A 21996-nucleotide genomic window follows, 5' to 3' on the forward strand; every position below is an offset into this window, starting at 1 on the left:
CCTCATTTTACTAATTTAACGTTACTTTTTGTAACTTTCCATCATTTATCGATGCAATTCCGCCTTCATATATTTGTACAAAATTTCCTTTATATACATACTGCTTTCCACTTGTAATTTCCGTAACAATTCCTTTTAAATTGTCATTTATATATATTTTGCCCGATGGCATGACAAACACGTCATCCTTATTCACAGATTGGCCCAAATTTATGTTTTGATAATTACTTCCGCTGTCATTTATAGTTCCACAGTAGATATTTGATATTTTATTGTCCTTTTCATCACCTATGTATATTTTATCATTTTCATCTACTCCTACCCAAACAGGATTTTCTACCCCATTTATCATAAGTGACCTATCATCACCTGTAACATATATCTTACCATATACTTTATCTTCATATATAAGTTTATCATCTAAAGATAATATTCCCATATTACCTACCATATAAGATCTTGTAGTTACTTTTTGTATTTCATTCATTATATCAATTCTATATATATTTGTCCTTTCCCCACTGCTTTCCATCTTAACGTATATAACATTGGTATAAGGAGATTCTTCTATATCATCAATTTTAGCTTTTTCATATGTCGAATCCAATGATTTTATGTTTTCTTTTATATCTTTACCAGCTTCATAATATGATAATTCAAATTTTGAACCGTCATCAGAACTTTCTTTTTCTGCTATAAGTATTCTATCCCTATCGTTTTGCCATTTATAAAAAGATACCTTGACTCCATCCCTAAATTCTATATTTTTTTCATTTCCATTCTTTGTATCCACCACTTTCAAAACATTTGATTCACAATATGCCAGATACCTACCATCAAAGGAAACACTAATATTATTAGCATCTTCTGGTACCTTTATAACAACATCTGCTTTTTTTGGCTCGCTCTTTACAATTTTTTTTGTTTTTATCTCTGTTTGAGAGGATAAAAAATAATTATTTATATAAAACAATCCTGCAAACTGTACTACAAGAGATATAATTATCCAAATAGTAATTTTCTTAAAAATTTTCATTCGTTACTCCCCTTTAATAATTATCTTATAACCTTCTATGGTTTTACGTAAATAGCTGATGGCACTGATCTCTCACCTAAGGGATCACAAGTGTTGTTTATTACATCTCCCTCATAGTACATAGTTGAAGAAGACCCTCCATCTAAATTTGTAGCATTTACTGCGCCATATTGAAGCATTATATTTTGAACATCCTTCAAGGAAGCACCAATACTTTTAGCTTGTCGTCCGTCTATAACTAGCAATAAAATAGCACCATCTGACCTTTGTCCTATCGCAGTTCTAGGAGCTATTCCCCAGCCACCATCACCGGATATCATTCCTTCTCCACCCACTACTAAGGCAGGCTCAAAAGATATGGCTTCTGTAACATTTCTCTCTTTCAGTTCATTTAAGCTGTGATGTCCTACTATAAGCTCTCCTTTATTTGTAAGTGCCATTACACTTTTTGATTTATCATCAGGATCAGTTATATCATTAGCAACAATCTGGCCATCACTCATAAGTATACCTGTAGGTTTCCCTCCTGTACCCGTCCACTTATTGTCACTATCACTAGAAGAACTGTCTGTAAAAGCTCCTCCATTTATAGCAGCTACAGCATTATGATCTTTTGCTATTTGACTTGTAAGTTCTCCAGCTACCCCTAATTTTTTACTGTATCCTACTTTAACTCTAGTAGGATCGTGTATTATAAGCATATAACCTTTAAATTTTCTTCCATCACTTATTTCTTCTCTTTCTATACTACTATCATGCTTATTTTCAAATTTTAAAGGTGAATTATCTTTTTCTATATTTTTAGGTTTGTCTTCACTTAGTATTTTTTGTATTTCACTATCTGATAAAAATATTTTTGCTATGTACTGATGACTTAAAGTAGTCATGGCTGCGCCTACTACTGTTTTCTTTACATTTTCAAAAGGACCGTAAAATACTAAAAATGGAGCAGTCATTCCAGTAAATATAAACTCAAATAATATGAAATACAGTATGAGTTTCCAAACTGGCCGTTTCTTTTTGCCTTCAATTTTCCCCTTCTTCATACGTTGAAACCTTTCCTTTCTAAAAAAAATACATCCTTCAACATTGTACAATAAATGATAAAATTTTTAAATAGAAATAATTATGAACATACTAAAAACTTTATATAATATAAACAGATTTCTAAGCATCAGATGGAGTTTTAAACTCCATTTGATGCTTAGAAATCGTTATCCAGGGACATAGCATAGCCGCTCTTTATCCCCACTTGGAGAAGTGGAAGTATTAGAGCGGGTAGTCATCGGATAAAGGACTAAATAAAAAAATCACTCTGGTGTTCAGTATACAATCCATTATCTAACACCAAAGTGCTCTTGTATAAAGTTTCAAATTATAAATAAGTTTTTCCAATTTTCGATCTATTTTAAAAATTATATTTCCTATTTACAGTCTCTTTGAGGCTTCATATGCAAGAGGAGACCTCTCACATTCATCATGTTTCAAAGTTATTTGATAACATAACTTGCTTCCTTTCATCTTTTCTGAAGCATAACACAACCCATTCGATCTTGAATCTAAAAAAGCTTGATCTATTTGCTCTGGATCCCCTACTAAAAGTAGTTTTGTACCCGATCCAACTCTCGTTATAATTGCTTTTACCTGTTTTGGAGTTAGATTCTGGGCTTCGTCAATTACAAGCCAGTTTTTTACAATAGATCTTCCTCTTAAATAACCTACCGCCTCTGTAGTTATAATTCCCCTGTCAAATAATTCTCTTATTTTATCAGCTAATTCCTTTTCGTTTTTATATCTTTCTTTTTCATCGGAATCCACTAATATTTCTAGATTATCTAATATCGGTCTCATAAAAGGCGATATCTTTTCCTGTTCTGTACCTGGAAGAAATCCTATATCTTCATCCATGGTAACATTAGGTCTGCATACCAGCATCTTTCTATATTTTCCTTTATCTTCTTCCATTATACTATGGAGACCTACTGCCAGTGAAAATAAAGTTTTTGCCGTTCCTGCAGGACCTTTTATTATCACAAGTGGAGCCTTTTCTGCATTTGTTAAAAGTGCCTCCAACATAAATTTCTGTCCCACATTTCTTGGAACTATTCCAAGAGGTGTACTATCCTTAAAACAAAGTGAAACTATTTCTTTACCGTCAAATCTTCCAAGGGCAGTCTGTTTAGGATTACTTAAACAATGTATTATAATAAACTCGTTTACATAAAGAGGTGGATCAAAGTATTCTGCATTGTCCTCATTATAACAAGTTATTTTATCAACTTTCATATATTTGTTACTATAAAATTCTGTTATATCCTTTTCAGAAGCATATACATCTATCCTTCCTGTATACTGACTTTCATCTTCGGGAACAACTTTTTCATAGAAATCTTCTACCTCTATATTTATTATATCAGCCTTAATTCTTTCAAATATGTCCTTTGTTATCAAACATACATTTTCACCACTTTCTTTAAGGCCTTTACACACCTGTATTATTCTGTTATCCGGTTTGCTTTTGTCCCAAGCCGGGGGCATCTGTACATCATAGTGGTTCATTTCAACCCTTAACTTTCCACCACCTGGCAAGTCCACTCCTTGGTTAAGCTTACCGCTTTTCCTAAAGTCATCTATAAGCCTAGCTGCATACCTAGCATTGGCACCAAGATCATTTTTATTCTTTTTAAATCCATCTAGCTCTTCCAGTACTACTTCAGGTATAACCACATCTCCATCATCAAAAGTCAATATAGCCCCTGGTGAATACAAAATAACATTGGTGTCTAAAACATAAGTTTTTTTCAAAGCCATTCCTCCCCTCTACCATTATTATAATATATTCATTTAAATATATAAATGAATTAAATTTCATAAACTTTGAAAATATATTTTGAATTATTTGCATAAAAGATAGGCACTAGTAATAACTAGTGCCTATTTTCCATAATATAATAATTGGGGATCAAAATATTATGCTATCTTTGTTTCATCGGTATATTGTTAATATTAACTATATTATGTGACAATATGGTGTCAAATATATTAAATATTTATTTACTTTTTTAATACTTTATGAATTAAAATGTTGTTAACTTAAGTATATGGAACAAAGTAACAAGTCAAAGACGCAAAATAAGCTAGCATACTGACTAGTTATTTTTTCAATATGTCTTGATTCTAATAAAAAATCTGTACCCTAATTTAGGTACAGATTTTTTATCATATATTTACTTTAAATTCTGTTCATAAGCCTCAATCATTTTCTTAACCATATTTCCACCTACAGAGCCTGCTTCTCTTGAAGTTAAGTCTCCATTATAACCATTCTTTAAATTTACTCCAACTTCTTTAGCTGACTCCATTTTGAATTGATCTAATGCTGCTTTAGCTTGTGGAACTACTGGATTATTACTGTTTGTCATAGTACTCACTCCTTTTTATAGTAAACTTTACTGCTTACATTTAAAGTTTCTACATTTTTAAAAAAATTACTCCAGGTAATTGAATGAATATTTAGTACTTGTTGCAATATAAGTTAATAAGCATAAATGCTTTTAAATTTTTTACTGCTTTGTAATAAGAAAGTAAGCACTGTTAGCTACCAGCACTTACCTCTTTCAATAGATACATATAATTATACTATCCTCATTTTCGCTAAGGTCATTTCCCTAGGACACTATTATATTACCCAATATCTCTAACAATATGACACCATATACATTATGTAAATATTCATAAAAAAATAATCTGGATAAAAAATAATGATTTTCATAATAACAGACTTTATACCAGATTTTATAAGTTGTGAAGATACTAGATTACAATTACAATTAAATTAGGTACACTATTTAGAATCAATTATAAGGAGCATTGTAAAATGTGGAAAACTTATGGAAGGTTTATAATAAATAGCATATTTGTATTCCTAATTTGTTTCTTAATCTTAATACCAAAATCAGTTCAAGCTGCTTCTGGACAGGTTTCTAGGATCGGAGAATTTAATAGATATGCGACTGCTGCTAAAAGTGCAACTACAAATTGGACTAGCAGTAAAAATGTAGTATTGGTGTGTGGTGAAATATATGCAGATGCAGTAAGTGGTGTAACCCTTGCAAAAAAGTTAGATGCTCCTATCCTTTTAACTACTTCTAACTTACTTAATTCATATACTAAATCTGCATTAGACACCTTAAAACCCCAAAACATATATATTATAGGAGGAGTCTCCTGTGTATCACAAAATATAAGAGATGAACTTAAAAGTTATGGTTACAATTTAATAGAATTAGGTGGAAAAAGTAGATACGAAACCAATGTATCTGTTGCTAATGAATTGGTCAAATTAGGTGTTAATGCCCTGGATGTAATGCTTGTCTCAGGAAAAGGATTTTCAGATGCCCTATCAGCTGCGCCTATAGCAGCAGCTAAAGGACAAATTCTTTTACTCGGAAATAATGATGACGACTCAATGGAACCAGTTTTAACCTTTATTAGAAATAACAATTCAAATGTTACAGTTATTGGTACACAAAACGTATTAAATGACACTATGTATAATAAAATAGGTGCTGCGAAAAGAGTAAATGGTGGAGCTAACAGATTTGAAACCAATTTAAATATGTTAAATGAATACCAGGATATATTAAAAAATGATAAGCTGTTTATAGCAAATGCAGGTGGAGAAGATTTTCCAGATCCTCTTATAGCCTCTTCTTTAGCCGGTAAGTGGTCATCACCATTGGTGCTTGTAGATGGTGATAGTTCCCCATCTACAGAGAAAGCATTAAACTACATAAAAAATAAAGCAACTAATTTAACAGACTTAAATGCCATAGGCGGAAAAAATGTCATTTCAGATAATATTATTTCAAAGATAAATAATGCAATTTCCAATGACGTAGTTTCAATAACTACAAATGGATTAAATCAAATTAAAATTGCATTCAACACTGATATCAACAAAGAAACAGCTGAATTTGTAGGAAATTATCAGATTGATGGAATTGATCTTACACCCAATATATCTTCAGCTTCGCTGCAGGATGATAATAAAACTGTACTAGTTACCCTTGCAAATCCATATTCACAATATAAAAGCATAATTTTTACTGTAAAAAGCACCGTACTAGATAAGGATTTAAATGTCATAACACCTAAAATTGAAAAAGGAATTACCTTTTTAGACATAACTGCACCTAAAATACAAGCACTAACACTGTATGGAAGTAATAAATTAGTGCTTAAATTTTCAGAACCAATAAGGATAAAGACAAATAATCTATCTTCCATGAAAATCAATGATCAAAGTATAGTGGGTCTTGGATTAAACACATCCTTAAGTACTTTTTACGAAAAATCAGGCGTATGGTCAATGGAAGTAGTACTTTATTTTGATGCATCCCTTAAAGAAGGTGTCAATGCTTTTAAAATTTCCCGGGGAATCTCAGGTGAACAGTTCGATGACGCTGCAGGATTTCCTATAGAAGAAACTTCTATAAATTTTAATGTTAATTCATTAAAGGACAATCCTCAAATTACAGAAGCTAATTATACTACAGCTGGAATTATTTATATAACTTACAATAGATCTATGGATACTAAAACCGTACTTAATATAAATAATTATAGAATAAATGGAAATGCAATAGCCGCCTCCTCCATAGACTTTTGTCCGGGATCAAATGATAAAATTGTTCAAATAAAAATTATAAATTCTTTACTTAATATTGGAAGTAATATTGTAAGTGTCTCAGACAATGTTAAAGACGCCTATGGTAATAACGTATATGACAATTCCAGTACGAGTTTTGAAGTTGAAGATAATACTGTAAAACCACAAATTACACAATTTAAAATACTCGACAGTCAAACAATAAACATAAAATTCAACCAATATGTAATGAATATATATGCAACTAATAAATCAAATTATAAATTGCTTGATTCTGATGGAACAGACATAACCTATAGAATTGATGAAATATCACCAGCTACTAGGTTAAGTAATGACAACACAAGCTCCTATAATATAAAATTTACAAGAGATAATACTTTAACAGATTTAACATACACCTTAGTTATTAAAAATATCATTGATACTAACTTAAAGCCTAATGTAATGGATGATTATACTGTAACTTTCAATGGAATAGATAACATAGATCCCAAAGTTACAGCTATAGTCCAAAAATCAGATAATCCGCAAAAAATAGTTATTTTTTTTAATGAACCCATGAATGTAGATTCACTAAGGAATCCTTCAAATTATTATTTTGTAGATGGTACAGGTGGTACTAATGCATTGCCTTATAATACAGTGATTACTCCTGGTGAAGATAATACTTATGTGCTCATTAAATTTCCATCTAATTATATATTAAGCTATGGAACTTCAGAAAATAATGTACTCAAAATAGGTGTGGAATATGTTAAGGATAAATCTCTAAATACTTTATCAGGAATAGCCTATGTTGATAACATAAGTAGAGATTATAGTACAGGGCCATCCCTTGTTTCAAATACTGTAAAATTTTTTTACGATGGTGATGACCTAAAAGTACAGTTTATTCTAACTTCTGACCTAGACAATTTAAACCTAAATGACTTTAAAATTGCAGGAATGACTCCCGATGGTGGTACTATATCCGGAAGGAAAGTAATTCTTACTTTTGCTAGTGGAATTCAAGATAACGTAAAAATCAGCACGGTGAAGTCAGCTGGAGTTAATGCATTATTTACAATTGAAAATCCAATTTCTAAAGATATAGCAGGGCGTACACTAAAAGAAGGATTGGATAAGGTATACAGTATGCTGCTTCCTCCAAGAACTAATTCCAGTTTGTGGTTTGCAAGCAGCACCACGGGAAATAACTCTGTAACAATAGCATTTGATGAAAATATAGATGATAGTATTTATGGACTGTACTGTGATGATTTTATATTTACAAATGAGACCACTGGCGGAAAACTGAATCCTACATCTGTATCCGTAAGTGGTAAAAATGTAACCTATAAATTTGAAGACGGCTCTATAAAGCCTGGAGATAAAATTGACATTCATGCTGCGTTGTCTTCTGCAGACATTAACATAAGAAGTAAAAAAGATGCCAGTGGACAAAATTCTGTTTACATTCCGTCAAAATATGATTTGAGGATAAACACAGTAATTTCCAATTAAAATAATTATATTTATTAACAAATTTCAATTTTAAACATAGTATATAATATAAATATTTTCACGGAGGTATTACATGAATATCAATTCTACTAGCGACAGCAGTAACAAAGAAAATGCTGAAAACTTCGATGTTTCCCAAAATATATGTCCATATTACTCAATGTCTTATTATGATGAACCAATAGATGATGAGTACGAGGACGAAGATCCTGATGAATATGACTTCGATCCTGAAGATGGATATAGACAAGGAGGACGTAGAAAAAGACGTAGACGTAGAAGACGTAGAAGACGTAGAATGATGCGTAGACCTTTCATTCCATTCGTATTCCCTGTAATCATGTATGGTGATTATGACGACTGGTATTAATATTAAAAGGTAATATTAGATAGGTACTAGCAATTTGCTAGTACCTATTATAATGCATTTTTTAGTAAATCTATATTTCATATAATTAAGGCTTGTCTCTAACAAGTAAAAGAAATACTCATGCCAAGATTTTCGGCTTTTTCTAAAGCATCAGTATTAGCAATATCACCCTTATCTGCCACTCCCGGAACAGCAATTATTCCTAGATTGTTCCACTTCAGATAATCAATAATACCTTTGTAAGTTTCAATTGCTCCATTAAACATACCATCTTCGTTATCTTCTCCACAAATCATAAGTACACTTTCCTTTATTTTAAGTGGACGTTTGCAATTAGGTGATACATAAGCATATAGTCTATCTATTGCTGCTTTTATTTGTGATGACATACCAGACCAATATAAAGGTGTTACAAATACAATCACATCTGAGCTTTCAAGTAGTGGCTCTAATTCACTAAAATCGTCCTGAAACGAACAAGCCGTACCCTTACTCCAGCAGGTATTACAAGCCTTACAACCATTAATATTTTTCATTGCCGTTTCAAATTTTGTTACAATGTGACCTTTTGCCCTAGCACCTTTAATAAATGCATCTGCCATCATTTCACTGTTACCATTTTTTCTTGGGCTTCCTGTAAGTACTAAAATATTTTTAACCATTTTTATCACTCCCTGTAAACATTAACAACTGCTTTTATTTTCTTCTTTATCCAATTATATAGTCAGATTAAATGGTTGTAAAGCATTAAAATCATTGTAAGTTACCATAAATAACATCTCCAATATATCCATAACCCTTGTCACTAGGATGTGCTGTATTTGTTCCACTTCCCCCTGAATAATCGTTTTTAGCCATTCCAAACAAACCTTCTTTTTGTGCAGCAGTATAATCCTGATAATAAGCTTTATAAATATCTATAACTCCTGCATTATAAGCATCTGCTATTTCGTATAAAGACATAACATAAGCAGGCCAATTTGTCGTCCATGTCTTAGCAGGCATTTGATTTGACACCAAGCATACATCACTGCCTCTTCCTTTCCAGTAACTCACTAAATTCATCATACTTTCCTTATAGTCTTGAACAGAAATACCTCGTCCTGCTTCATTAAGTCCGAAAGACAGCAGCACTAAATCAGGCTTTGGTGATACATTCCAAATCTTCTTTGTGGTGTCTGTAGTAAAATAGCTTGCCATTTTACTAGAAATTGCTATCTTGTCTACCTCAATTCCTACGTCATTCGATGAAGCAATTGCACCTTCTATAAAAATATTGGATGTATTAGTTGGAGTTATTACTAATGTATGAGATGTATTAGTTAATCCTGCATAAGAAACCTTATGTGAAAAACTTTCTGTTTCTCCTAGACAATCTATAGAACCTACTTTTTTTCCATCTATGGTTACAACAGCTGTACCTCCATCTTTTGCCTTAGAATACAATAAATCTAAACTTTTTCCAGTGAAAGTTAAAGCTGCTGGTGAACTACTTTTATTAGAAATTCCAAAGCATCCACCAAAACCACCAACATTAGAAGTAAACTCTTTAGAGGCACCAGAAACACTCCAACCTGTTCCTAGTTTCCATCTAGGTTTAGTACCAGAAGGAAGAGCACCTTCGTATATACTAATAAAGCCTTCCCCTGCATTTCCAAATTGATTTTGCAGTGATGACTTCATTACACCAACCCAAGATTTATTTATTTCATCACTGGAATATTCTCCTCTTGTATTAGATTCACCTATACAATATATTCTCACCTTTTGGGTACTTGTATTTTTTAATTTATTTTTATATTTTAATAAACCTGAATTTATGTTATATCCGTATTTTTCATAAGGTGATTCTTTATGAATTACTTTTCGGGGTGTTGGTTTAGTTTTCTTTATTATATTAATTTTTGCTGAACTTACAAAAAACATGACACAATATGCAAATACAGCCGAAATAATAATTAATATCTTTTGACGCATATTAGTACTCCTTTACTTATTTTAATGTTTCTCTTTAATATGTGCAGAAATCATACACCAAATACATTGTGATATACGTAATTGTGAATATATTTATACTTTTGTAAAATAATAAATTTATAATATCACAAAAGTAGGTGAAATAATTATGATAGTCATATATCATGACGTTGGAGGTGCCCACTCTACTGCTGTAGCAGCCAATATACATATTGGGAACCTACCAATAGATAGAATCCCAAGTAAAAAAGAATTACTTGATTTACCGACCTTTGATAAAATGGAAAAAAAGGATCTTGGAAGGATAATTTATATTGGTAAAGATGAGTTTAATGCAGACGTATACACTTTAGCTAGGAAGTATGCTCCAGACATAGTAATACCTGCTGTTATGGATATGTACTCTATTTTTAACAAAAATACTGATGAACTTATTATTGTAGACACCAAACCAACTGTCAATTTACTTATGAATATAGGGGGATATACTTCAAGAAAGCTACACTGGGTAAGTGTTGGAAGACCAATAGTAACAAAAGGTACACAACAAGCTTATATGAATATAGTCAACTTGGTTACAGGCGTTAAAAATAATTTAAAAAATAGATAATATGTTAAAAGAGGGATATTTCATATGTAAACTTTTTACACAAAGAAAAGATCCCTGTACCCTTCTAGCAGCATTCTTTTAATTACATCATTGCCTTAATAACACCACAAGCTAGCATTTTACCAGATGCTCCGGAAGGCTGAGTTCTATAATCATCTGGGCTTTCATGTATGATTACCGATTTTCCTATAATCTGAGCAACATTAAACTTATTTGTAAAGAAGGTCATTCTACAATAACCATTATTTGAAAAAAGAACTGGAAAATCTCCTGCATGATTGCCATGTGGCTGATTGGTTGGATTCCAATGTCCTCCTGCAGCTTTAAATGGCTCTTCAGGATTACCTACAGCACATGTACCATTTTGGTGTATATGAAATCCATGGGGTCCAATTTGTGGATTTCCATTCATAGCAGGTCTATAAGGAGGTAATCCATTTACTTCTACAGAAACCTCAGTTCCTCCACGTACCTGAGTAAAAGTTACAGTACCTCTTATATTAGGAGCTAAAGGTCCTCCAGTTATATGAGCTATAGCTTTTCTAGTATGCATATTCATATCGCCCCTATATCCACTTATAAAGGGACATTCATATTCGTCAAAATGCATAATATCCTCCAAATTAAATACTTCAATTTATGTTATGTAAAACTTTAAAAATAGTTACAAAAAGATCAGCGTATTAAATAGCACGCTGATCTTTTAAAACTAAACTAATGAAGGTTGACGAACTTCCTTATATATAGATGACATTGTATTTATTGTACTTTCAGGTGCCGGCTCTAGTGGATAATATCCTTTTTTCACCATGTACTGCCAAACTTCATAAGCATGATTGCAGCTCATAGTAAACGCATCCTTTAAAAATTCTCTCACGCCAGGGTTACTAGCTTCCATAGCAGACCACGCATATTCCCTTCCTGCCCTTTTTAGAGTTAAAAGATATGCAGTTGCTATTTCTCTATCGTTCATCTGCTGAATATCCGTTCTTGGTGTAATTGATGGAAAATTATTAGTTGGTGACTTAGTATAATCTTGCAAAGTTTTAACCAAAGATGGTACATTTAACTTTTGTGTAGGACCTGTAGTTTTACTTAAATATTCAACCTTTATATTATAATCTTGAATATGTGCTGGGAAGTGTGCTTGAATCATAGATTTTAATTCCTGGTCCTGAACTGCATTTATAAACATAGCCATATTTGTTATAGAATTTACGCAACTTATAGTTAATTCATGTAGATCATGTATTTCATGAGCAGCCAATTGCATAATATTACCTCCTATTGAAATTTTACTTATTTTAAAATCATTACTACAGTAAATAATTTTCCACTAGAATATCTATTTTATACTATAGCATTTTTAGTTTTCTATACTAAGCTTTCAATCTATATATAAATTTGTATTTTCCTCTTCTGGGAAATAGTCATTAATATTCTATAGTATATATTACTGCCGCAAGGACAAAATATTAAAGTAGCATAATTCAATATGAATTAAACCTAAAATGTTTATATAATCCCATTAGACTAAAGGAGGATACTATTATGAATAAAAATGATAAAAATCTTCAAGAAGCAAAAAAATTGAATAAACAATCCAAACAGGGAAATATGTCAAGTGCTGCTAGCACTACCAGTTATAATAGCCCAGATCTTCAAGAAGCTAGACAATTAAACTCACAGGTTTCAGGCAAAAGTTCATCTTCTTTTTCAAATGTTTCAAATAACAGTGATTTAGATGAAGCAAAAAAATTGAATCAACAATCTAAACAGGGAAATATGTCAAGTGCTGCTAGCACTACCGGTTATAATAGCCCAGATCTTCAAGAAGCTAGACAATTAAACTCACAGGTTTCAGGCAAAAGTTCATCTTCTTTTTCAAATGTTTCAAATAACAGTGATTTAGATGAAGCTAAGAAATTAAATCAACAATCTAGGCAGAAAAAGAGTAAGTAACTAAAAAGTGAAGGAGAAATCTTAAGATTTCTCCTTCATTTTTTATTATGCTTTACCTAGTACATTTTAGAATAAACTCATTCATTCAAATCTACAATATCTACATTAAAATGTTTATTTGTATTTAAGTTTTTTACTTGTATTTTACCATCTTCATCTGTATTTATACTTTCAAGCCATACGGGATTATCTTTATATTTTACCTGTATAACTCCTTTAGATTCAATTATTTCTTTTACTCTTTTCTTATCCAAGCTTACCACCTCCTATATACATAGGTTCTTATATAGTAAACTTTTTATACCTTCTAGAACAAAAAGATGTTTCTCCTCAAATTACCAGCATAATATTTTAGGTTCTGCACATTCTATTAGCATAAGGATATTAATGTGTTAAAGTTATTAAATATCTAAGTTTCGTGTAAACTATAATATTCTTTCTCTAACATATTGGTATTACTTTATGCTGGAGATGACGAATCTCCAGCATTTAATTCTTTATTTTTAACCCCTATATTACACAATACAGCTTACTTTGTATAACTCAAATTTCCTAAACATCTTATGCCAGGGATAATGAAATCCCTGGTTTTCATTATCCCTTATTTTGTTCTACATCAATAATAATTTTGTTGCATGTCTTACACATATATGCCTTAATTTTCGGTCTTCCTATCCAACCGGATTCTCCTAATTCAATACCACCTTTGGCCCATATTCCAAGAAACAATTTTTTATCTTCAGGTAGCCATTTCATTTTATAGTTATCCCCATATATATGACCTTTAACCATTTCTCCATTACAATAAGGACATTCCATATAAAACTCCTCCAAACAAGCTATAATACCTTTAAATTAATTATGTAAAATCTATATCATTAGTAAAACACATTATTATAACTTCATTTTAACATTCTTAAAACATATTGCATACACTAACTTGTGTAATATATGCTAGGAGGAATAGATTTGATTTTTTACTATCCTTACTTTGGTTACAAAGTAAAGTGTAAAAGGGTTCCAGTAACTTTTCCACCTCAACACCAAGCTGTACAGCCCGGATTAGAGACACTTATGAACCCCAAGCCTATATTTGATAATCCAGACTATGCTGGGAGTGATAAATTAAAAAATAAGGTCGCCCTAATTACTGGAGGAGATAGTGGTATTGGCAGAGCTGTATCTCTAGCTTTTGCCAAAGAAGGTGCAGACATTAGTATTGTGTACTTCAATGAACATGTGGATGCAGCTAAAACAAAGGCTTTAGTAGAATCTCAAGGAAGAAAGTGCCTCTTAATTTCTGGAGATTTAAGAGAAGAGTCCTTTTGTAAAAAAATAGTCAAAGATACACTTGATGCCTTTGGTCACCTAGATATACTAGTTAATAATGCAGGTGTTCAATTTCCTCAAAACAGTCTTGAAAATATCTCTACAGAACAATTGGAAGATACTTTTAGGACAAATATTTTTCCCTTATTCCACGTTACTAAAGCTGCCCTACCTCACTTAAAAAAAGAAAGCAGCATTATTAATACCGCTTCAATTACAGCTTACATGGGTAATAAGCTACTTATTGATTATTCTTCTACAAAAGGAGCCATTGTGAGCTTTACCCGTTCATTAGCTCTTTCTCTTGTATCAAAAGGGATAAGAGTCAATGGAATTGCTCCTGGACCTGTTTGGACACCTCTTATACCATCAAGTTATTCAGCAAAGTATGTGGAAACTTTTGGCTTAGATACTCCTATGAAAAGAGCTGGTCAACCTGTGGAATTGGCACCTGCTTATGTTTACTTAGCATCTGACGATTCTACTTTTGTTACTGGTCAAATTCTACATGTAAATGGTGGAGGCTTTATAGGATCATAACTTTTTATCTCCTTTATATATAATATGAGATCAGTACCATCTATAAAAGAGTGGTACTGATCTAAATAATTTACTTACAAACCCTATATGTGATTGGCAACTTCATATGCATTCCAAATAGCATACATAATATTAGAAACCTTACGTGCATCTCCTAAAAGATAAATTTCTGGGATTTCAAATTCTAATTCTTTATATAGTGAATTTTTTTCTTTATATCCAACAGAAAGTATTACCGAATCGCATTTTATTTTTTCTGTTCCCTTTTCCGTCTCTACTTCAAGATTTCCATCCTTATATGCTTTAACTTTTGAACTTGTTTTTACATCAATACCATTAAAAGGAATAAGTCTTTCAAGCATTTCACTATTTGCAGAACACAGCGGCCCATTTAATGCAAGTATTTTATTTAATGCTTCTACTATAGTTACTTTTTTACCTTTTTTAGCAAGATGAAGTGCAGTTTCACATCCAACTAGTCCACCACCAACTACAACTGTAGTGCCTCCACAATCTTTCTTTTCTGTAAGTACATCTGCTGCTGTAAATACTTTATCATCGTCTCCAAGTGAGAATACTTTTGGTGTAGACCCTGTAGCAATTATTACACTATCAAAATTGGCTTTTAAAACTTGTTCTTTAGTAATTTCACTATTTAAATTTACTTGTACATTTAATTCGTTTAATGTATGTGCATACCAATCAGCTAAGGCAATATCATCTTCTTTAAAATCTGGTGCTCCACCTGGAATAAGGTTACCACCTAGTCTAGAATTCTTTTCATAAATTACTGGTTCATGGCCTCTAAGTGCTAAAACTCTTGCAGCTTCACATCCTGCTACTCCACCACCAACTATTAAAACTTTTTTCTTCTTTAATATAGGAAGAAGTGCATTGTCCTTTTCCTTACATGCTTGTGGATTTACTGCACAATTTATCATTGAATAATGTTGAATTCGTCCCATACAACCTTCTTGACATGATATACAAGGCCTAATTGATTGACATCTATTTGCCCTCAGCTTATTTACATAATCAGGATCTGCAAGTAATGGTCTTCCAAGACTTATCATATCACAAGTTCCATTTTCAATGGCTTCAAGTGCCATATCTGGATCATCCATTCTTCCTGCACATATAATAGGAACATCTACAGTTTCTTTCATTAATTTAGCATATGGTCTATATAGTCCCTTCTTTTGGTACATTGGCGGATGACTCCACCACCATGAATCATATGATCCAACATCAGTATCCAATGAATCATATCCATAAGATACAAGTAATTTAGCGGCTTCAATTCCCTCGTCTAAATCTCTTCCCTTTTCAACAAATTCTTCTCCTGGAAGTGCTCCATCTCTTAAATCTTTGATAAAGCTCTTTGGTGAATACCTAAGCACTACTGGAAAATCTTCTCCACATCTATTTTTAATTTCTTCAACTATTTCACGTGCAAAACGAAGTCTGTTTTCCAAACTTCCCCCATATTCATCTGTTCTGTGATTAAATAATGAAATAGCAAATTGATCTATAAGATATCCTTCATGAACAGCGTGAATTTCAATTCCATCAAAACCAGCTCTCTTTGCATTGTAAGCTCCATCCCCAAATTTCTTCACTATGGATTTAATTTCATCTATTGTAAGCTCACGGCAAATTTTATCAAGCCATCTATGTTGAATTGGTGATGGTGCAACAGGTGGGAATTCACCAAGATTAGTAGGTATAGTTACTCTACCAAATCCAGCTGACATTTGTAAAAATACTTTTGCATTGTATGCATGTATTCTCTCTGTCATTTCCCTTGCAGTTCTTACAAATTGAACAGGATTATGTGTAGGGCAAGGACAATTTGGCATACCATGTTCTTCAACTTCATTATCTACAAAAGTAACTCCTGTAATAATTAAGCCAGTGCCACCTTTTGCTCTTTCAGTGTAGTAATCAATTCCCCTTTGGTTGAATCCTCCTTCACTGTCAGCTAGTCCTAGTGGACCCATAGGTGCTAGTGCAAAACGATTTTTTATTTCACACTTTCCAATTTTAACTGGTTCAAATAATTTTTTATACTTATTCATAAAACCACTCCTAAATTTAAATAATATAAGTATTAAAATGTTGGTCCTGTTGTACTTATTAATAAATACGATTACATATTTATCTTTACCTATATTATATATATTACTATAAATCATGTCAATGTTTACATGTTTAATTTTTCATGTTTTACTTTACTTTATATTCATGCATGATAAAATGATTATATGGAAAGAACGAGGTGCTAATATATATGAGGACTTTAAAATACGCAATCTTAGGGCTTATTAATAGAAAACCGTCAACTGGATATGATATAACTAAAGAATTTAATGATGCATTAGTAGAATTCTGGTATGCTAAACATAGTCAAATATACCCTGAATTAAAGAAATTGACAGATGAAGGTCTTATTTCATATGAAACGGTAATACAAGGAGAAAAATTAGAAAAAAAGTTATACACAATAACTGAAAGTGGAAAAAAGGATTTGCAAAAGTGGCTTGCTGAAGATGAACCTTTAGAACCAACGCCTAAAGATATTTTCAGACTTAAAGCTTATTTTTGTGATGAAATGGACACTGACACCTTATTAAAACAATTTAAAAGTCAATTAGATAAACATACTGAAAGATTAAATTATCTTAAAAATTCTATGGAAGAACTTTTAAAGGAAAAGGATATATCTAAAGTGCCTTCTTCTGGTTTTGGTGACTATATTGTCTTACGAGGAGCCATCATGAGAGAAAATGCTTATGTAGATTGGCTTTTTGACTGTATAAAAAAAATTACAGAAGGATTGTAGGGGTTCTAAACAAAAATCAACCTTCATTTTTTTAAAGAACAAAGTTCAAATATCAAATAGAGACAATTTTCTTCCCAACGTCAGAAAATATTAAAATTATAGATTTCCTGAGGTATGATGGAAAGCATCTTTATCTGTTCTTTGTTATTTGAACTTTGTCATTTTAATTCATGTGTATACTATCTGATATTTGAAAACCCATCCTATATCCTTTTAAAGAAGATGTATTATTATTTAATTTGCTTACTATAAATAGGTAATATTTTTGTCCCAGTTTATAAGGTTTATAGGGAGTAACTTTTACAGATTTCTTATCATCTTGTAGAGATAATGCTGTTGGAATTACATTTCCAGAACTATCTACTACATATATATTTGAGCTATTTACGTTCTCATCATTAAGCTGATCTTTAAACTTTATCGTCCATTGTTTATCCCGTAAAATATTCAAACAGTCCTTTGAATTTAAATCCTCCCATCCTTTGTCTGTAAATATGCTCTTATCTACAGGCATTTTTACATCTATTAGAGGAAATGCAGCTTCCCCATTGTACTTTTCTGGAGTTCCAAGTGCATATCTTACACTTACAGTACTATTTACTTTTAAATTTTTTATTTGATTTTTTCCTTCATCATTATTTTTTACATAAAAAAGCTCGGTATCACCATTTTCATATTTAACCTTTATAAATATATAGTCTTTATCAGTATATATATTTTCTAAATTACCAATTACCCAGGAAGCACCTATTATATTGCTTTCCCCTGCACCTAAATAATCATATACCTTACCTGAAGAATTTTTTACGCTTATACTAAAATCAGGTAATTTAACTTTTATTATAGTATAAGGATAAGTTACAACTTGAGGTACTATGGCACCTTTGTCCGGGTCTGTTTCCTTTACAATTATATTTCCCCTTCCTTCTACATCTTCTACAGCATCTACTTTAATATCGTAGCCTCCTGTGGGCTTTTGTCCTCTCATTACAGCTACATATAGATAATTCGTGCTGCTATCCAAATAGTACAAAAATCCTTCACTGGATTTACAAGAATCTATGCCATTAGTTAAAGCTTTTGGCGCATTATCATAAGATATAGTCTGAAAATCAATTTTATTGCACATTATATTAGGTCCATTCTTAATAATAAGTTTATCCTTACTGATGTTAGATACTGAAGATTGCATCTTGACTGTCCCTTGAGCTTTTACTGAAGCCGGCATATATACAGCTCCTACAGCTAATGCAAAACACATAGGTATAAATAACTTTTTAAACATATATAATTTCCTCCTCCTTTAAATATCCTTTTCAATTATTAGACGTATGGACTCTGGCCTTCGCTCCATAATTTATTTAATTGAATTTGCTATGTCAATTAGGGAATTTTCTTGTATGTTTCCATATAAAGAATATTCCACATTATTCATTATCCATGATACACTTGTTGCTTGTTCATCTTTAAAGTAATTTATATAAGCCTTACCAGCACCAATATATAAAGTTTTATCACCTTTTAATCCCGATAAACTCTTGCTTTCCTGTATTATAAAATATTTAGAATTTAAACTATACTTTATGCTTATGCTTTTAACGCCTTCACAGGGAATAGATATATTTGAAAGTTCAAATCCTTCAGGAACATATGATGGCAGCAACACCTTACTTTCAAAATATTTTTCAGCATCTTTCATGCTTAAGGATTCTCCTAGAGAAGCTACTCCACTAGGTCTTACTGCACCTAAATCTCCCCCATGATTTTTATCATCTTCTTTTTCATTTTCCTGATTAGTACTAGGAGTTTCAATATTGTAATTATTTGTATTTTGTGGCAAAATATTTTTATTTTGAATTCTTGTATCCTTATTTGAGCTTACATTCTTAGTTGAATTTTTTGCATTTGATTTATCCTGTACTATTGAATTTCCTATTTTATTAGCTTTTGATATTTCCTTTGACGTTTCATTATCTATAGTTCCTTTATGATCATTATTTATTGATTTGTCTACATATTTTTGATCTGGTTTTACATAACTGCGTGCAATATCAGTTTTATGAGAAAAGTTGTATAACTTAAATGTAAAAATTAAAATGACAAAAACAGCTGATGCAATTAAAACCGGTTTTAATTGCAATGACCTTCTATTACTGCATCTTTCTAGGGTCTTTCTTTTCAATTCATCTGTAACACAAATATCTTTTAGAATTTCATTTGATTCATTCCTAAAATTTTTCATATTATCTCTCATATTCAATCTTCCCATCTATATTGGATTTCAATACTGTCCTTGCTCTAAAAAGTCGGCTGCGCACAGTACCTTCTGGTATTTTCAGTACCTTACTTATGTCCCTTGTAGATAGCTCTTCATAATAGTAAAGAATTATAATTTCCTTATATTTGCGCGGCATATCCATAACCTGTTTTAATAATTCTTCATGTTGAATTTTATTTATAACTTTATCATCTACATTTTCACAAATATCTACAAAAGAATTATCATACACATCCTTTGACAGAATAACTTTCTTGAACCATGAAATTCTTAGTACATCCCTGCAAGTATTTATTGTAATAGTCATAATCCAGTTTTTTTCGCTGCTGCTTTTTTTGAGCTTACTAAAGTTTTTATACACTTTTATAAAAACCTCTTGAAAAACATCTTCAGCCAAATACTTGTCCTTTAAATACAGATAGGCCATTCTAAGTACGTCATTTCCATAGCTGTTCATTAACTCTTCTATTTTCTCATCCATATATCAATAACATCTCTTCCAAGACATTTCCTCCTGCTATACAATTTTTAAAAATTAAAATTAAGTATACTTAATTTTACCATCAAAATCCCTTTCACATTATATGACGTATAAAGTTTTAATTTTGCTTCATAAATTTGAGAATTAAAGAATGAGCATATATCAGTAATATTCTACTGTATTAATGGTCATTTTTATTGTTTCAAAATTTAGAATATGCTATTATATACTTATATTACCATAATATAGCAAATAAGGGGACTTAGAATATGTACAAAAAAGGTATAAAAAAGCTTGGTATTGTAATGTTTCTATCTTTCATTTTAAATATAGCATTTGCCTACAATTCTGTTAAAGCATATTATGAACCGCCAATATCAAGAATAAGCGGCAATAATAGATACGCAACAGCTGCTAGAGTTGCTACAATAAATTGGACAACTTCAGAAAATGTTGTATTAGTATCAGGTGAAGGATATGCCGATGCAGTAAGTGCTTCATCATTAGCTAAGAAATTAGATGCACCTATACTTTTAACTTCATCAAATGCACTCAGCCCAGAAGCTGAATATGCACTAAACCTATTAAGAATAAAAAATATATATGTTATTGGAGGAAATGCTTCTATTTCGCAGAACATAAGAGATACTCTTAAATCCAAATATACCTTGACAGAGTTAGAAGGATCAAACAGGTATGAAACTAATATAGCAGTAGCCAAATATCTAGTTAAATTAGGAGTTAGTGCAAGCAACATTATAGTAGCTAGTGGAGAAGGATTTGCAGATGCTCTTTCTGTATCATCAGTAGCTGCAGCAAAAGGACAGATTTTGTTACTAGCAAACAATAACAAAAATTCAATTCAATCATCAATTAACTTTGCAAAAATCAACTGCTCTAAGGCTGTAATTGTTGGAACTAGAGATGTTATAAGTGACTCAATAAAGAACACTTTTGGGGCAAACGCTACTAGAGTAAATGGTGGAGCGAATAGATTTGATACTAACTTAGCTGTATTAAAAACATTCAAGAGTGACTTAAAAAATGATAATTTGTATGTAGCAAATGCAAGTGCAGCCATACCGGATAACCTTTACGCAGACGCATTAGTTGCTTCCGCATTAGCTGGAAAATATAGTGCACCATTAGTATTAGTTGACAAAGATGGTACAGATGCAACAAACAATGCTATGTACTATATTAAAGATACAGTTTCCCAAAATACTCATGTGCAAATAATTGGAGGACTTTCTGTTATTCCAGATTCTATATTTGATAATATATATTTTCCATTAAGCATATAGGTTTCAAAAGGGGTTGTTGCAATAACAATTACCGGCTGTTTAAAAACATGTATACGTATTAAAATAGCTGACATACTAATTGATTAGTAT

The 21996-nt window shown here is 31.5% G+C and carries 21 protein-coding genes; 7 read left to right on the forward strand and 14 right to left on the reverse strand.

Features of this window, described 5'->3' with window-relative positions; translation table 11 throughout:
* Nucleotides 1-10: 10 nt before the first annotated feature.
* From CLAU_RS04580 to CLAU_RS04595, 4 genes are all read right to left on the reverse strand, one after another.
* Nucleotides 11-1036 carry an NHL repeat-containing protein gene (locus CLAU_RS04580; RefSeq protein WP_013239607.1) on the reverse strand — a complete coding sequence of 342 codons (1026 nt, stop codon included), beginning with the start codon at nucleotides 1034-1036 and terminating at the stop codon, nucleotides 11-13.
* A 35-nt stretch (nucleotides 1037-1071) separates the two neighbouring features.
* Nucleotides 1072-2082, reverse strand: a complete 1011-nt coding sequence (locus tag CLAU_RS04585; protein WP_013239608.1) for a phosphodiester glycosidase family protein — start codon at nucleotides 2080-2082, stop codon at nucleotides 1072-1074.
* Between the two features lie 382 nt (nucleotides 2083-2464).
* On the reverse strand, nucleotides 2465-3841 hold the full coding sequence (locus CLAU_RS04590; protein WP_029169988.1) for a PhoH family protein: 1377 nt from the start codon (nucleotides 3839-3841) through the stop codon (nucleotides 2465-2467).
* A gap of 422 nt (nucleotides 3842-4263) precedes the next feature.
* Nucleotides 4264-4458, reverse strand: a complete 195-nt coding sequence (locus CLAU_RS04595) for an alpha/beta-type small acid-soluble spore protein (protein WP_013239610.1) — start codon at nucleotides 4456-4458, stop codon at nucleotides 4264-4266.
* Between the two features lie 455 nt (nucleotides 4459-4913).
* Between CLAU_RS04595 and CLAU_RS04600 the strand changes: the two genes are divergently transcribed.
* Both CLAU_RS04600 and CLAU_RS04605 read left to right on the forward strand, forming a co-directional pair.
* Complete coding sequence (locus CLAU_RS04600) at nucleotides 4914-8213, forward strand: cell wall-binding repeat-containing protein (protein ID WP_023162033.1); 3300 nt, start codon at nucleotides 4914-4916, stop codon at nucleotides 8211-8213.
* Between the two features lie 73 nt (nucleotides 8214-8286).
* A complete protein-coding gene (locus tag CLAU_RS04605; protein WP_023162034.1) occupies nucleotides 8287-8583 on the forward strand; it encodes a hypothetical protein in 297 nt (98 codons plus the stop codon).
* Between the two features lie 98 nt (nucleotides 8584-8681).
* On the opposite strand, the gene CLAU_RS04610 is transcribed toward CLAU_RS04605, so the two are convergent.
* Both CLAU_RS04610 and CLAU_RS04615 read right to left on the reverse strand, forming a co-directional pair.
* On the reverse strand, nucleotides 8682-9245 hold the full coding sequence (locus tag CLAU_RS04610) for a flavodoxin family protein (RefSeq protein WP_023162035.1): 564 nt from the start codon (nucleotides 9243-9245) through the stop codon (nucleotides 8682-8684).
* A 91-nt stretch (nucleotides 9246-9336) separates the two neighbouring features.
* Entirely contained in the window at nucleotides 9337-10560 is a 1224-nt protein-coding gene (locus CLAU_RS04615) for an SGNH/GDSL hydrolase family protein (protein ID WP_023162036.1), read from the reverse strand.
* 148 nt (nucleotides 10561-10708) lie between these two features.
* On the opposite strand from CLAU_RS04615, the gene CLAU_RS04620 reads away from it, so the two are divergent.
* Complete coding sequence (locus tag CLAU_RS04620) at nucleotides 10709-11170, forward strand: DUF3189 family protein (RefSeq protein ID WP_023162037.1); 462 nt, start codon at nucleotides 10709-10711, stop codon at nucleotides 11168-11170.
* Nucleotides 11171-11252: 82 nt separating this feature from the next.
* Here the strand turns inward: CLAU_RS04620 and CLAU_RS04625 are convergent, their stop codons facing one another.
* Both CLAU_RS04625 and CLAU_RS04630 read right to left on the reverse strand, forming a co-directional pair.
* Nucleotides 11253-11780 carry a superoxide dismutase family protein gene (locus CLAU_RS04625; RefSeq protein ID WP_023162038.1) on the reverse strand — a complete coding sequence of 176 codons (528 nt, stop codon included), beginning with the start codon at nucleotides 11778-11780 and terminating at the stop codon, nucleotides 11253-11255.
* Between the two features lie 99 nt (nucleotides 11781-11879).
* Nucleotides 11880-12443 (reverse strand): spore coat protein, encoded by a 564-nt coding sequence (locus CLAU_RS04630; protein WP_013239617.1) that lies wholly within the window; start codon nucleotides 12441-12443, stop codon nucleotides 11880-11882.
* 278 nt (nucleotides 12444-12721) lie between these two features.
* Between CLAU_RS04630 and CLAU_RS19925 the strand changes: the two genes are divergently transcribed.
* A complete protein-coding gene (locus tag CLAU_RS19925; protein WP_013239618.1) occupies nucleotides 12722-13132 on the forward strand; it encodes a hypothetical protein in 411 nt (136 codons plus the stop codon).
* A 77-nt stretch (nucleotides 13133-13209) separates the two neighbouring features.
* Here CLAU_RS19925 and CLAU_RS04640 read toward each other — a convergent pair whose 3' ends face one another.
* Both CLAU_RS04640 and CLAU_RS04645 read right to left on the reverse strand, forming a co-directional pair.
* On the reverse strand, nucleotides 13210-13386 hold the full coding sequence (locus CLAU_RS04640; protein ID WP_013239619.1) for an H-type small acid-soluble spore protein: 177 nt from the start codon (nucleotides 13384-13386) through the stop codon (nucleotides 13210-13212).
* Nucleotides 13387-13726: 340 nt separating this feature from the next.
* Nucleotides 13727-13951, reverse strand: a complete 225-nt coding sequence (locus CLAU_RS04645) for a PF20097 family protein (protein WP_023162039.1) — start codon at nucleotides 13949-13951, stop codon at nucleotides 13727-13729.
* 150 nt (nucleotides 13952-14101) lie between these two features.
* Between CLAU_RS04645 and CLAU_RS04650 the strand changes: the two genes are divergently transcribed.
* On the forward strand, nucleotides 14102-15001 hold the full coding sequence (locus tag CLAU_RS04650) for an SDR family oxidoreductase (RefSeq protein ID WP_023162040.1): 900 nt from the start codon (nucleotides 14102-14104) through the stop codon (nucleotides 14999-15001).
* A gap of 83 nt (nucleotides 15002-15084) precedes the next feature.
* On the opposite strand, the gene CLAU_RS04655 is transcribed toward CLAU_RS04650, so the two are convergent.
* Complete coding sequence (locus CLAU_RS04655; protein ID WP_023162041.1) at nucleotides 15085-17079, reverse strand: FAD-dependent oxidoreductase; 1995 nt, start codon at nucleotides 17077-17079, stop codon at nucleotides 15085-15087.
* 212 nt (nucleotides 17080-17291) lie between these two features.
* On the opposite strand from CLAU_RS04655, the gene CLAU_RS04660 reads away from it, so the two are divergent.
* Nucleotides 17292-17843, forward strand: a complete 552-nt coding sequence (locus CLAU_RS04660) for a PadR family transcriptional regulator (protein ID WP_013239623.1) — start codon at nucleotides 17292-17294, stop codon at nucleotides 17841-17843.
* A gap of 163 nt (nucleotides 17844-18006) precedes the next feature.
* Here CLAU_RS04660 and CLAU_RS04665 read toward each other — a convergent pair whose 3' ends face one another.
* The 3 genes from CLAU_RS04665 to CLAU_RS04675 form a co-directional block, all read right to left on the reverse strand.
* Nucleotides 18007-19128, reverse strand: a complete 1122-nt coding sequence (locus CLAU_RS04665) for a protease complex subunit PrcB family protein (RefSeq protein ID WP_023162042.1) — start codon at nucleotides 19126-19128, stop codon at nucleotides 18007-18009.
* A gap of 72 nt (nucleotides 19129-19200) precedes the next feature.
* Entirely contained in the window at nucleotides 19201-20097 is an 897-nt protein-coding gene (locus tag CLAU_RS04670; protein WP_023162043.1) for a DUF4367 domain-containing protein, read from the reverse strand.
* The gene (locus CLAU_RS04675; RefSeq protein ID WP_013239626.1) at nucleotides 20087-20602 is read right to left on the reverse strand and encodes a sigma-70 family RNA polymerase sigma factor; all 516 of its coding nucleotides are present in this window, start codon (nucleotides 20600-20602) and stop codon (nucleotides 20087-20089) included. The genes CLAU_RS04670 and CLAU_RS04675 overlap by 11 nt, the downstream gene beginning before the upstream one ends.
* A gap of 269 nt (nucleotides 20603-20871) precedes the next feature.
* Here CLAU_RS04675 and CLAU_RS04680 point away from each other — a divergent pair, with 269 nt between their 5' ends.
* A complete protein-coding gene (locus tag CLAU_RS04680) occupies nucleotides 20872-21906 on the forward strand; it encodes a cell wall-binding repeat-containing protein (protein WP_023162044.1) in 1035 nt (344 codons plus the stop codon).
* Nucleotides 21907-21996: the final 90 nt, after the last annotated feature.

It is taken from the genome of Clostridium autoethanogenum DSM 10061, assembly GCF_001484725.1.
GTDB classification, from domain to species: Bacteria; Bacillota; Clostridia; order Clostridiales; family Clostridiaceae; genus Clostridium_B; species Clostridium_B ljungdahlii.

Excerpts from the sequence above, each read along its gene's own strand:
- CLAU_RS04585 (WP_013239608.1), bottom strand. The coding sequence starts at position 2,082 with ATGAAGAAGGGGAAAATTGAAGGCAAAAAGAAACGGCCAGTTTGGAAA.
- CLAU_RS04670 (WP_023162043.1), bottom strand. The coding sequence starts at position 20,097 with ATGAGAGATAATATGAAAAATTTTAGGAATGAATCAAATGAAATTCTA.
- CLAU_RS19925 (WP_013239618.1), top strand. The coding sequence starts at position 12,722 with ATGAATAAAAATGATAAAAATCTTCAAGAAGCAAAAAAATTGAATAAA.
- CLAU_RS04580 (WP_013239607.1), bottom strand. The coding sequence starts at position 1,036 with ATGAAAATTTTTAAGAAAATTACTATTTGGATAATTATATCTCTTGTA.
- CLAU_RS04665 (WP_023162042.1), bottom strand. The coding sequence starts at position 19,128 with ATGTTTAAAAAGTTATTTATACCTATGTGTTTTGCATTAGCTGTAGGA.
- CLAU_RS04600 (WP_023162033.1), top strand. The coding sequence starts at position 4,914 with ATGTGGAAAACTTATGGAAGGTTTATAATAAATAGCATATTTGTATTC.
- CLAU_RS04630 (WP_013239617.1), bottom strand. The coding sequence starts at position 12,443 with ATGCAATTGGCTGCTCATGAAATACATGATCTACATGAATTAACTATA.
- CLAU_RS04655 (WP_023162041.1), bottom strand. The coding sequence starts at position 17,079 with ATGAATAAGTATAAAAAATTATTTGAACCAGTTAAAATTGGAAAGTGT.
- CLAU_RS04610 (WP_023162035.1), bottom strand. The coding sequence starts at position 9,245 with ATGGTTAAAAATATTTTAGTACTTACAGGAAGCCCAAGAAAAAATGGT.
- CLAU_RS04660 (WP_013239623.1), top strand. The coding sequence starts at position 17,292 with ATGAGGACTTTAAAATACGCAATCTTAGGGCTTATTAATAGAAAACCG.
- CLAU_RS04595 (WP_013239610.1), bottom strand. The coding sequence starts at position 4,458 with ATGACAAACAGTAATAATCCAGTAGTTCCACAAGCTAAAGCAGCATTA.
- CLAU_RS04680 (WP_023162044.1), top strand. The coding sequence starts at position 20,872 with ATGTACAAAAAAGGTATAAAAAAGCTTGGTATTGTAATGTTTCTATCT.
- CLAU_RS04625 (WP_023162038.1), bottom strand. The coding sequence starts at position 11,780 with ATGCATTTTGACGAATATGAATGTCCCTTTATAAGTGGATATAGGGGC.
- CLAU_RS04620 (WP_023162037.1), top strand. The coding sequence starts at position 10,709 with ATGATAGTCATATATCATGACGTTGGAGGTGCCCACTCTACTGCTGTA.
- CLAU_RS04645 (WP_023162039.1), bottom strand. The coding sequence starts at position 13,951 with ATGGAATGTCCTTATTGTAATGGAGAAATGGTTAAAGGTCATATATAT.
- CLAU_RS04675 (WP_013239626.1), bottom strand. The coding sequence starts at position 20,602 with ATGGATGAGAAAATAGAAGAGTTAATGAACAGCTATGGAAATGACGTA.
- CLAU_RS04615 (WP_023162036.1), bottom strand. The coding sequence starts at position 10,560 with ATGCGTCAAAAGATATTAATTATTATTTCGGCTGTATTTGCATATTGT.
- CLAU_RS04605 (WP_023162034.1), top strand. The coding sequence starts at position 8,287 with ATGAATATCAATTCTACTAGCGACAGCAGTAACAAAGAAAATGCTGAA.